The organism is Streptomyces sp. NPDC007095, assembly GCF_040634475.1.
Lineage (GTDB): Bacteria > Actinomycetota > Actinomycetes > Streptomycetales > Streptomycetaceae > Streptomyces.
The window spans coordinates 59624-69826 of record NZ_JBEYFS010000027.1 but is presented as its reverse complement, the minus strand read 5'-3'; the positions used below and the strand labels follow the sequence as shown (position 1 = coordinate 69826).

Here is a 10203-nt window from a genome sequence, read left to right as displayed (position 1 = left end):
CCCCGGCGCTGGAGTTGAGCCCGGAGGGCTGGTCGGGCACCCCGGCGCTGGAGTTGAGCCCGGAGGGCTGGTCGGGCACCCCGGCGCTGGAGTTGGGCCCGGAGGGCTGGTCGGGCACCCCGGCAAGGCCGTCCGATCCGACCGCCCCACCGGCAACCCCAGCAGTCCCGGCAGTCCCGGCAGTCCCGGCAACCCCGGCACGACGGTCCGACCCGGCACGGGCAACCGCCGCAGCCCGGCCGGCCAACCCGGCCCCCAGGGCAGCCCTTTCTCCTCGATCCACTCCAGTACGGTCACGCGGCCCGGCAGGCCGATCGGGCACCGCGGCAGCGTCGTCCGGTCCGGCCGCCCGGTCGACAACCCCGGCACGACGGCCCGCCCCGGCCCACAGATCCGCCTCTTCTCCATGGTTCGCCTCGTCGTGACGCTTCACGCCGAGGCGGTCCGCGCCCGCGTCGTCGTCCGCGCTCACCCGACGGTCCACACCGAACCGTCGTTCAACGCCCGACCGGCGACCTATATCGGACGAACGGCCCGCACCGGACAGACCTTCAGAACCGGAAGGACGACTCACACCGGATAGATCCTCGGAACCGGAAGGACGACCCACACCGGACAGATCCTCGGAACCGGATGAACGGCCCACACCGGACAGATCCTCGGAACCGGACGAACGGCCCGCACCCGGCAACCGGTCCGCGCCGAGCACACCCTCCGCGCCCGACCCACGTTCCGTCCCAGTTCTCGTATCGGCGCCCGATCGGCCTTCCACGCCGGCTCCAGGCTCCCATTCGACACCGCGTTCGACATCGGTGTCAGATTCCGCTTCCGCGGCGAGCCCCATGGTTGCGCCGCCCGCGATCTGCGGCCACGTCGACGTCGCACGGGCGGCCTCGGGCCAGACCACCGACTCTCCGGACGCCACCGGCTCCCCGGCCCCACACCCCTCCGCCTGATCGACATCTCGGTGATCAGGTTGGGCGTCTTTCCGCCACTTCTCCACGTGCACGCACATCCCCCCAGGGACAGGTTTCGGGTGCGCGCACGACTCCGGGTATTACGTATATGTCGTCCGGAACGAGCCCCCACCCGCCCCGAGCGCCCCCCTTTACCACACTGCACCCGGACCATGAATGTAGCGCATACGGAAGACCCGTGTGCTTATGTGTCAATCCTGCCCCGCCATCACCAGCTCATCGCTGGCCGGAATCCAGCCGTCCGCCGGGCGCCGCAGCCACCCCTCCTCGGCAGCCAGCTCACCGGCGGCTCGTCGAAGGGCATCGATCCCGGGGTGCACCAGCCCCTTCCGCCACACCAATGACACGGGTGACAACGGAACGGGGCCAACAAGTGGTTTCCGTACGGTTTCAGACATCGCCGGAAAATCCACCACAGCGAGGACAGGGTTCCGCTTCTTGGCCATGACCCGCCGGAACTCATCGGCTCCGACGGCCACCGGCGCGGGTGGCGCCAGCGCGATACCGCGTCCCTCGAAAAGGCGAAGCGCCAAGTCGGTCCACTCCCGCGTCCGCGGATTCCCCGCCCCGGCGTACACGGTCTCGCCCGCGAGCGCGTCCAGCGGCACCGCGTCCAGGGCGGCGAGGTGATGGTCCTCGGGCAGGATCACGGCCATCGGCTCGTACCGTACGGGCTGTTGTTCGAGCCGGGCCCGGACCGCCGGATCGAGGCCCGCGAACCGTCCGAACGACGCGTCCAGGCGCCCCGCGAGGATCTCCCCCGCCGCGCCGGTGAGCCCGCTCTCGAAGCGGGCCATCAGCTCGCAGTCGGGCGCGAGCGCACGGGCCCGGTCCAGGACGCGGCCAAAGACGAGGCCCGGTGAGTTGACGTCGACGAGCAGCGGCCGCTCCGGTCCGTCCCCCGCGAACGCGGACAGCAGCGCGTCCTGCGCCTCCAGCACCCGCCGCGCGTACGGCACCAGCCGCTCACCGTCGGCGGTCAGCGTCACCTGCCGGGTCGTCCGCACGAACAGCTCCACCCCGAGTTCGCGCTCCAGTCGCCGGATGTCACGGCTGAGGGCCTGTTGGGCGACGTACAGCCGGGCGGCGGCCCGCGTGAAGTGCAGCTCCTCGGCGACGACGAGGAACCCGCGCAGGAGTCGGGGATCGAGATGGTGGTGGAGAGGGGCGGGCATCGCGCGAACTTACAACGCCGGTGCGTCAATGGCCACGGAGTAAGTGTTGGACCGCCCGCCCCACACCCGGCGACGGTTGTCCCATGCCGCAACAGCCCTCCGAGCACGCGTTCCTGCCCCTGCTCACCGCCACCGGCGACAGCCTTGTGATCGCCGACTTCCACCCGCGCCGTCAGAAGGCCCCGCGCCGCCGGACAACCCCGTACCACCGCCTCTTCGCCATCCCCGGCACCCGCGCCTTCACCGTCGGCAACCTGCTCGCCCGGCTCCCCATGGGTATGTTCAGCGTCAGCGCGGTGATCATGATCGCGGGCTCGCGCGGCTCGTACGCCCTCGCCGGCGCCGTGACGGCGACCGGTCTCGCGGCGACCGCGCTGGTCGCCCCCTGGACCGCACGGCTCGTCGACCGCCACGGTCAGGCCCGGATCGCGGTGCCGACCACGGCCTTCGCCCTGCTGGGAAGCATCGCGCTGCTGCTGTGCGTGCGCCTCGGGGCGCCGGACTGGACCCTGTTCGCCGCGTACGCCGCCACGGCCACCACCCCCAACACGGGCGGCATGTCACGCGCCCGCTGGGCCCACCTCCTCCGGGACGACCCGGCCGCCGCGCACACCGCGAACTCCTTCGAACAGGCCGCGGACGAGCTGTGTTTCATGCTGGGCCCGGTGTGCGCGGCCTTCCTGTGCGGGACGTTCTTCCCGGAGGCGGGCACGCTGGTGGCCGGCGTGCTGATGATGACCGGCGTGCTGATCTTCGCCGCCCAGCGTTCGACGGAGCCGCCGCCCCAGCCCCGTACGCCCTCCAAGTCGCCCCTCCTGGCCCCCGGAATGCCGCCCCTGCTTCTCTGTTTCCTCGCCACCGGTGCCGTGTTCGGTTCGATGGAGGTCGTCACGATCGCCTTCGCGGACGCGCAGGGCCACCGGTCGGCGGCGGGCGCGGTGCTCGCCCTCCAGGCGGCCGGGTCGTGCGTGGCGGGGCTGCTGTACGGGGCGCGGAAGCCGACCGGCCCGGCCGAGCGGCGCCATCCGCTGTGCCTCGCCGCCATGACGGCCCTCTTGACCCTCCCTCTGCTCGCGGCCTCCCTGACCGGCTCACTCACGGCCCTCGCGGGCGCGCTGCTGCTCGCCGGAGCCGCGACCGCCCCGACCATGGTCACCGGCATGGCCCTCGTCCAGCGGCGCACTCCCGAGGGCCGGCTGAACGAGGGCATGACCCTCGCGGTGACGGGCCTGCTCGGCGGGATCGCCTGCGGTTCGGCGAGCGGCGGCTGGGTGGTCGAACACGTCTCGGCGACGGCGGGGTACGGGGTGCCGGTCGCGGCGGCGGGTAGCGCGCTGGCGATCTCCCTCGCGATCTCGCCGGCCCTCTCCCGCCTCAGGGCCCGGTGACAGCCACGTACCCGAACACGCCCACACGCGCGTCAAGGACACGGGACTCGTACCGCTCGTCCGACCCGTCGAACGCCGCCAATCCCTCGGCCCCAATTCCCGCGCACCCCATTGACGCGCCCGGGACCCCCACATACCTTCCCCCGTCGAAGCGCTTCGACGTCACGCATCGAAACGATTCGACGAACGCTGCGTGACGGTCCCGAAACCCATCCAACTCCCCCGGAGGCAATGGATGCTGACGACACGAAGGCGTGCGGTGGCGACGGCGGCGGTGGCCCTGGCGGGCTCCCTGCTGCTGGCGTCCTGCGGCAGTTCGGACAGCGGTTCCTCGGACGGCAAGACGCTGAAGCTGTGGCACTACGAAGGGCCGGACAGCGCGATGGGCGTGGCCTGGAACGAGGCCATCAAGGAGTTCGAGGCGAAGCATCCCGGCGTCAAGGTGAAGTTCGAGGAGAAGGGCTTCGAGCAGATCCAGAAGACGGCCCCGATGGTCCTCAACTCGAACGACGCACCCGACATCATGGAGTACAACAAGGGCAACGCGACGGCCGGGCTGCTCTCCAAGCAGGGGCTTCTCACCGATCTGACCGCCGAGGCGGCCAAGCGCGGCTGGGACAAGAAGCTCAGCGCGGGTGTGCGCACCACCAGCCAGTACGACACCGACGGGGTCATGGGCTCCGGCAAGTGGTACGGCGTGCCCAACTACGCCGAGTACACGATGGTGTTCTACAACAAGGACCTCTTCAAGAAATACGGCATCGCGGAGCCCACCACCCTCGACCAGCTCACCGCCGCCATGGACACGTTCGTGTCGAAGGGCATCACCCCGCTGGCGAACGCGGGCGCCGAGTACATGGCCCAGCAGTACCTGTACCAGCTCGCCCTCTCCAAGGCCGACCGTTCGTGGGTCGACAAGTACGAGCTCTACAAGGGCAAGACCGACTTCCACGACGCCGCCTGGACGTACGCCGCCACGACCTTCGCCGACTGGGTGAAGAAGGGCTACATCAGCAAGAAGTCCACCTCGCTCAAGGCCGAGGACGCGGGCGTCTCCTTCATCCAGGGCAAGAGCCCGATCCTGTTCAGCGGCAGCTGGTGGTACGGGCGGTTCCAGACGGAGAACAAGTTCGCCTGGGGCAGCTTCCTCTGGCCGGGCAGCAACCTCACCCTCGGCTCCGGCGGCAACCTCTGGGTCGTCCCCAAGGGCGCCAAGAACAAGGACCTCGCCTACGACTTCATCGACATCACCATGTCGCGGAAGATCCAGAACCTGCTCGGCAACAAGGGCGGGGTCCCGGTGGGCGCCGACACCGCCGCCATCACCGACCCGAAGGCGAAGACCCTGATCGCCGACTTCAACACGCTCTCCGGCAAGGACGGCCTGGCCTTCTACCCGGACTGGCCGGTCGCCGGCTTCTACGACGTCCTCGTCTCCGAGACCCAGAAGCTGATCACGGGGAGCGAGAAACCGGACGCCTATCTGAGCGCGCTCCAGACGGCGTACGACAAGGGCGCGCCGAAGACATGACGGTCACCGTCGAACGGGGCGGCCGGGTGGTCCGGGGGCACCAGCGCCACCACGGCCGTACGACGCGCCCGCGCCGCCCCCACACTTCCTACGCCCTCTTCCTTCTCCCCGGCGTCCTCGCCTTCCTCGCGGTGATCGTCGTCCCGTTCCTGATGAACACCGGCGTGAGCTTCACCGACTGGCAGGGCGTCGGCGCCCCGAAGTGGTCGGGGCTCGCCAACTACCGCCAGCTGATGGACGACTCCGAGTTCTGGGCGTCCTTCCGGCACAGCCTCTTCATGGTCGTCGCGATGGCCGCCGTACCCACGGTCCTCGGGCTCGTGCTGGCCGCCGCCCTCTTCGACTTCGTCGGCAAGCATTTCGGTACGAAGATCGCCGCCGTCCTGCGCGCCTGCTTCTACCTCCCCCAGGTCCTGCCCATCGCCGTCGCCGGCATCGTCTGGAGCTGGATCCTCGCCCCCGACAACGGCTCCCTGAACGCACTCCTGAAGGCGGTGGGCCTCGGCTCGCTCCAGCAGGACTGGCTCGGCGACCCCGACTTCGCCCTCTACAGCGTCATGGGCGTGATGGTGTGGGTGCAGATCGGCTTCCCGCTGGTCGTCTTCATGGCGGGGCTGCAACGCGTCGACCCACAGCTGTACGAGGCGGCGGAGCTGGACGGCGCGGGCTGGTGGCGCCGCTTCTGGCACATCACGCTGCCGCAGATCCGCCCGGAGATCTACGTCGTCCTCCTCTGGTGCACGATCGCCGCGCTCAAGGTGTTCGGCGCGGTGTACGTCCTCACCAAGGGCGGTCCCGGCGGCGCGACCGACGTGCCGTCCTACTTCTCCTTCACCACCTTCTTCGAGAAGACCCAGGTCGGCTACGGCGCCGCGATCTCCACCGTGCTGACCGTGATCATCCTCGTGCTCACCCTGATCGGCCTGAAGCTCCAGACCCGCGCCGAGGACGCCGAGGAAGGACTCCGCGCATGACCGCCGTACGCCGCTATCCCGTCCTCGTGGCCCTGATCATCGCGGCCCTGTTCATGGTGCTGCCCTTCGGCATCGTCGCGATCAACGCGGTCAAGTCCCCCACCGAGTACTCGTCGAACGGACCCCTCAGCCTTCCCCACGGCCTCTACCTCGACGGCCTCAAGGACTTCTGGCAGCGCGTCGACTACGGCCAGAAGCTCGTCAACTCGATCCTGATCTCCGGCTCGGTGGCGGTCGGCGCCGCCGTGCTGTCCGTCCTGAACGCGTACGCGATCGGCATCGGCCGCATCAAGGGCCGCACCTGGGTCCTCGCCTTCTTCGTGCTGGCGAACATGCTGCCGCAGGAGGCGCTGGTCTACCCGATCTACTACCTGAGCAAGCAGGCGGGCCTCTACGACACCCGGCTCAGCGTGATCATCGTGTTCACCGTCGTCCAGGCGGCCTTCGGCACGTATCTCCTGTCCTCCGTCCTCGGGCGGTTCCCGCGCGAGATCATCGAGGCCGCCCGGATCGACGGGGCGAACAAGTGGCAGGTGCTGTGGCGGATCGTGGTCCCCGTCAGCCGCCCCACCATCGGCGTCCTCCTGGTCTTCTTCTTCATCTGGACCTGGAACGAGTTCCTGCTGCCGCTGGTCATGCTGATCTCCAACGACAACCAGACGGTGTCGGTGGCGCTCGGCGTCCTCCAGGGCCAACGCCTGATGGACGCGACCATGACCAACGCGGCGGCCCTTCTGGGCGTGCTCCCCGCGATCGTCTTCTTCCTCGTCTTCCAGCGGACACTGACCCGCGGCATCGCCGTGGGCGCGGTCAAGTAAGGGGTGTGGGCGTGAAGTTCACCGACGGCTACTGGCTGCTGCGCGAGGGCGTCACCGCGGCCCACCCGGTCGAGGTCCTCGACGTCAGCGCGTCCGACGGAACCCTCGACATCCACGCGCCGACCCAGCCCATCCGCCACCGCGGCGACCTGCTGAAGGGACCGGTCGTGACGATCAGCGCGCACGCGCCGATGCCGGACGTCATCGGCGTCACGTTCACGCACTTCCAGGGCGAGGAACCGCGCGGCCCCCGCTTCGAACTCCACCGTGGCGTCCGGGGGTCTGGGGGATGTCCCCCGGAACAGCACAGCACCCCCACCGTGGAGCACGACGACGAGCACGCGACCCTCACCGCGGGCGCCCTGTCCGTCCGGGTCGCCCGCACCACCCCCTGGCACGTCGACTTCCTCGCCCACGGCCGCGTCCTCACCACCAGCGGCCCCAAGGGCATGGGCATCATGCAGGACGCGACCGGCGCCCACTATCTGCGCGAGCAGCTGAACCTCGGGGTCGGCACCCAGGTCTACGGCCTCGGCGAGCGCTTCGGCCCGCTCGTCAAGAACGGCCAGGTCGTGGACATGTGGAACGCCGACGGCGGCACCGCCACCGAGCAGGCCTACAAGAACGTGCCGTTCTATCTGACGGACGCGGGCTACGGAGTCTTCGTCGACCATCCGGGCCGTGTCTCCTTCGAGGTCGCCTCGGAAGCGGTCTCACGGGTCCAGTTCAGCGCCGAGACACAGCAGTTGACGTACTACGTGATCTACGGGCCGACCCCGAAGGACATCCTGCGCAAGTACACCCAGCTCACCGGCCGCCCGGCCCTCCCGCCCGCCTGGTCCTTCGGCCTGTGGCTGTCGACGTCCTTCACCACCTCCTACGACGAGGCCACCGTCACCTCCTTCATCGACGGCATGCGGGAGCGCGCACTCCCCCTCTCCGTCTTCCACTTCGACTGCTTCTGGATGCGCGAGTTCAACTGGTGCGACTTCCAGTGGGACCCGCGCGTCTTCCCCGACCCGGAAGGCATGCTGACCCGGCTGAAGGACAAGGGCCTGCACATCTGCGTGTGGATCAACCCGTACATCGCACAGCGCTCCCCGCTCTTCGCGGAGGGCAAGGCCCTGGGCCATCTGCTCAGGAAGCCCGACGGCAGTGTGTGGCAGTGGGACCTGTGGCAGCCGGGCATGGCGCTGGTCGACTTCACCAGCCCGGCCGCCCGCGACTGGTACGCCGCCAAGCTGGAGGCGCTGCTCGACCAGGGCGTCGACTGCTTCAAGACCGACTTCGGCGAGCGGGTCCCCGTCGACGTGGCGTACGCCGACGGCGCCGACCCGGAACGCATGCACAACTACTACACCTACCTCTACAACCGCACCGTCTTCGAGGTGCTGCGCAAGCACCGGGGCGAGGCGGAGGCCGTCGTCTTCGCGCGCTCGGCGACGGCCGGCAGCCAGCAGTTCCCGGTGCACTGGGGCGGCGACTGCGAGGCGACGTACGAGTCGATGGCCGAGTCGCTGCGCGGCGGGCTGAGCCTCGGCATGTCGGGGTTCGGGTTCTGGAGCCACGACATCGGCGGCTTCGAGGGAACGCCGACACCGGCCCTCTTCAAACGGTGGATCGCCTTCGGGCTCCTCTCCTCCCACAGCCGGCTGCACGGCTCGTCCTCCTACCGGGTGCCGTGGCTGTTCGACGAGGAGGCCGTGGACGTGCTGCGGCTGTTCACCCGGCTGAAGCTCGGCCTCATGCCCTATCTGTACGAGGCCGCGCGCGCCGCCCACGCGGAGGGCGTGCCGATGATGCGGGCGATGGTCCTCGAATTCCCCGACGATCCGGGGTGCGCGCACCTGGAACGGCAGTACATGCTCGGCCCGGACCTGCTGGTCGCGCCCGTGTTCAGCGACGAGGGAGACGTCTCCTACTACGTTCCGGACGGCATCTGGACCCACTTCCTCACGGGGCGGACGGTGACCGGTCCGCGCTGGGTGCGCGAGCGGCACGGCTTCCTGAGCGTGCCGCTGCTGGTGCGGCCGGGCGCGGTGATCCCGGTGGGCGCGGTGGACGACCGGCCCGACTACGTCTACGCCGACGGGGTCACCCTGCGCGCGTACGGCCTGGAGCGGGGTGCCCAGGTCACGGTGCCGGTGGGCGGGGTGACGTTCACCGTCGTCCGTGAGGGCAACACCCTGCGCGCCTCGTCGAGTGATCCGGCGGCGCCCTGGGGGCTGGCGGCGGGCGGGCGCGAGGTCCGGGCGAAGGCGGGGACGGGATTCCTCTCCCTGGACCTGGAACCCGAACTGGAGCTGGAGCTGGAGTCCGAGTGATGGTGAAGATCACCGATGTGGCGCGGCACGCCGGGGTCTCCCCCAGTACCGTCTCCTACGCCCTCAGCGGCAAGCGCCCCATCTCCGAGGAGACCCGGCAGCGCATCGAGGCCAGCATCCGCGAGCTCGGCTACCGCCCGCACGCGGGGGCTCGGGCGCTGGCCAGCAGCCGGTCCAACGTCCTGGCGCTGGTGGTGCCGCTGCGGGCGGGCATCCACGTGCCGGTGGTGATGCAGTTCGCGGTGTCGGTCGTGACGGCGGCGCGGCAACACGATCACGACGTCCTGCTGCTGACGCAGGAGGAGGGCGAGGAGGGGCTGCGGCGGGTCGCGGACACCGCGCTCGTGGACGCCCTGATCGTGATGGACGTCCAGCTCCACGACCCCAGGCTGCCGCTGCTGCGCGCCCTGGACCGCCCCTCCGTCCTCATCGGGTTCCCTGCCCGGCCCGCCGGGCTGACCTGCATCGACCTGGACTTCAAGGCGGCGGGCGAGCTGTGCGTCGAGCGGCTGGCGGGGCTCGGGCACCGGGTCGTGGCGCTGGTCGGGTCGCCGCCGGAGGTGTACGTACGGGGGACGGCGTTCGCCCAGCGCGTGGTGGAGGGCTTCACCGCCGCGGCCGACCGGAACGGACTCGCCTCCTCCGTCCACCCCTGCGAGGCATCGCCCGCCGCCGCACGCCGGATCGCCGAACAGCTCCTGCGCGAACAGCCGGCGCTCACCGGCGTCGTCGTGCACAACGAACCGGTCCTGGAACCGCTGATCGACGCCTTCGAGCAGCTCGGCCTGCGCGTTCCCGTCGACCTCTCCGTCACCGCGATCTGCCCGGACGAGCTCGCCGAGAACGTCCGTGTCCCCGTCACCTCCGTCGCCATCCCGTCCACCGAGGTGGGCGCGCGGGCGGTGGAACTGCTGATGAAGAAGCTGGGCGGCACCGACGTACCCGAGGCCACGCTCCTCGCACCCCGGCTGACGGAACGCGCGAGTACCGCACCGCGCACGCTGACCTCTTGAGGA

General features: G+C 70.0%; 7 protein-coding genes. 6 read left to right on the top strand and 1 reads right to left on the bottom strand.

Annotation, left to right across the window (positions count from 1 at the left end):
• Positions 1-1168: 1168 nt before the first annotated feature.
• Positions 1169-2152 (bottom strand): LysR family transcriptional regulator, encoded by a 984-nt coding sequence (locus ABZ656_RS12330; protein WP_360267168.1) that lies wholly within the window; start codon positions 2150-2152, stop codon positions 1169-1171.
• A gap of 83 nt (positions 2153-2235) precedes the next feature.
• Between ABZ656_RS12330 and ABZ656_RS12325 the strand changes: the two genes are divergently transcribed.
• The 6 genes from ABZ656_RS12325 (at position 2236) to ABZ656_RS12300 (ending at position 10200) form a co-directional block, all read left to right on the top strand.
• A complete protein-coding gene (locus ABZ656_RS12325) occupies positions 2236-3540 on the top strand; it encodes an MFS transporter (RefSeq protein ID WP_360267165.1) in 1305 nt (434 codons plus the stop codon).
• Between the two features lie 235 nt (positions 3541-3775).
• A complete protein-coding gene (locus ABZ656_RS12320; RefSeq protein WP_360267162.1) occupies positions 3776-5071 on the top strand; it encodes an extracellular solute-binding protein in 1296 nt (431 codons plus the stop codon).
• Positions 5068-6045 carry a sugar ABC transporter permease gene (locus tag ABZ656_RS12315; RefSeq protein WP_101404884.1) on the top strand — a complete coding sequence of 326 codons (978 nt, stop codon included), beginning with the start codon at positions 5068-5070 and terminating at the stop codon, positions 6043-6045. Before ABZ656_RS12320 ends, ABZ656_RS12315 begins: the two co-directional genes overlap by 4 nt.
• Complete coding sequence (locus ABZ656_RS12310; RefSeq protein ID WP_101404883.1) at positions 6042-6863, top strand: carbohydrate ABC transporter permease; 822 nt, start codon at positions 6042-6044, stop codon at positions 6861-6863. Before ABZ656_RS12315 ends, ABZ656_RS12310 begins: the two co-directional genes overlap by 4 nt.
• Before the next feature lie 11 nt (positions 6864-6874).
• Complete coding sequence (yicI, locus tag ABZ656_RS12305; RefSeq protein ID WP_360267159.1) at positions 6875-9187, top strand: alpha-xylosidase; 2313 nt, start codon at positions 6875-6877, stop codon at positions 9185-9187.
• Positions 9187-10200, top strand: coding sequence for a LacI family DNA-binding transcriptional regulator (locus ABZ656_RS12300; RefSeq protein ID WP_101404882.1), 1014 nt, complete (start codon positions 9187-9189; stop codon positions 10198-10200). The genes yicI and ABZ656_RS12300 overlap by 1 nt, the downstream gene beginning before the upstream one ends.
• Positions 10201-10203: the final 3 nt, after the last annotated feature.